This is a genomic window from Hydrogenophaga electricum (assembly GCF_030160815.1).
Lineage (GTDB): Bacteria > Pseudomonadota > Gammaproteobacteria > Burkholderiales > Burkholderiaceae_C > Hydrogenophaga > Hydrogenophaga electricum.
On sequence record NZ_BSPB01000126.1, the window covers coordinates 1 to 1,404 of the forward strand.

2 protein-coding genes are annotated in these 1,404 nt (G+C 73.2%); both read left to right on the forward strand.

Translation table 11 applies throughout. The features are described from left to right. A partial coding sequence (locus QQK43_RS23065; protein WP_284309623.1) for an amidase family protein occupies positions 1-384 on the forward strand: 384 nt, incomplete at its 5' end. Next, positions 381-1,316, forward strand: coding sequence for a polysaccharide deacetylase family protein (locus tag QQK43_RS23070; RefSeq protein ID WP_284309624.1), 936 nt, complete (start codon positions 381-383; stop codon positions 1,314-1,316). The genes QQK43_RS23065 and QQK43_RS23070, both read left to right, overlap by 4 nt. The last annotated feature ends 88 nt before the right edge of the window (positions 1,317-1,404 follow it).

A 1,404-nucleotide genomic window follows, 5' to 3' on the forward strand; every position in this document is an offset into this window, starting at 1 on the left:
GACGGGCACGCCGTGCCCGCGCACGCGCTGTGGGACCTGCTGGAGACGGTGGCGCAGCTGCGGCGCGACTGCGCCGCGTTCTTCGCCGAGACCGACCTCATCGCCATGCCCAGCGCGGCGGCGCTGCCCTGGCCCGCCGAGCAGGCCTTTCCGCCGGTCATCGACGGCCAGCCGGTGGGCCCGCGCGGGCACGCCGTGTTCACCGGCTGGGTCAACGCGGCCGGCCTGCCCGCCGTGTCGGTGCCCGTGGCGCCCTCGCCCACGGGCCTGCCCATCGGCTTGCAGCTCATCGGGGCCTACGGCGCCGACGACGGCGTGCTGGCCGTGGCCCAGGCGTTTGAAGACCGTTTCCCCTGGGCGCAGCGCCGCCCGCTGCAACCATGAATCCCACCCTTCCTGCCGCCGGGCCCCGGCGCCGTTTTCAACCCCGCCCGGCGCTGCCCGAGGGCTGGCGCTGGCCGCAGGGCCGGGGGCTGGCGCTGTCGTTCGTGCTCAACATCGAAGAGGGCGCCGAATTCGCCCTGGGCGCGGGGGACGAGCGCAACGAAGGCGTGCACGAGGTGGTCAACGAAATCCGCGGCGTGCGCGACCTGTGCATGGAGACGCACTTCGAATACGGCGCCCGCTGCGGCTACGACCGGGTGCTGCAGCGTTTTGCCGAGCGGCACTGGCCGCTGACGCTCAACGTCTGCGGGCGCGCGCTCGAACACACGCCCTGGGTCGCCGTCGATGCGCTCCGGCACGGTCACGAACTGTGCGGCCACGGCTGGCGCTGGGAATCACCGGCGCACATGGACGAACCCACCGAGCGCGAGCACCTGGCGCGCACGGTGGCCACGATCGAGCGTTTCTGGGGCCGGCGGCCCGCAGGCTGGCACTGCAAGTCCTCGCCCTCGGTGCGCACGCGGTCGCTGCTGCAGTCGATGGGATTTCTCTACGACAGCGACGACTACGGGGACGATCTGCCTTACCTGCTGCCGCGCGCGGACGGCACGCCGCACGTGGTGCTGCCCTACGCCTTCGACACCAACGACATGCGCTTCTTCGACCGCGCCAGCTTCGTGCACGGCCGCGATTTCGGCGACTACGTGATCGCCGCCATTGACACCCTGCTGGCCGAGAGCGCGCACGCGCCGCGCATGCTCACGGTGGGCCTGCACACGCGCATCATCGGCCGCCCGGCCCGCATCGGCGGGCTGGACATGGTGCTGGCCCACGTGGCCCGCCATGCCGACGACATCTGGGTGGCGCGGCGCGAAGACATCGCCCGCCACTGGCTGGCGCACGCGCCCACGCCCGCGTCCGGGGGCGCCTGACCATGCCGGCCGTTGCGCACAGTGCGCCCGTCGACGCCGACGACCGCGCCATCGCCGAAGCCCTGATCGCCGTGCGCCGGGGCGCGCC

Excerpts from the sequence above, each read along its gene's own strand:
- QQK43_RS23070 (WP_284309624.1), top strand. The coding sequence starts at position 381 with ATGAATCCCACCCTTCCTGCCGCCGGGCCCCGGCGCCGTTTTCAACCC.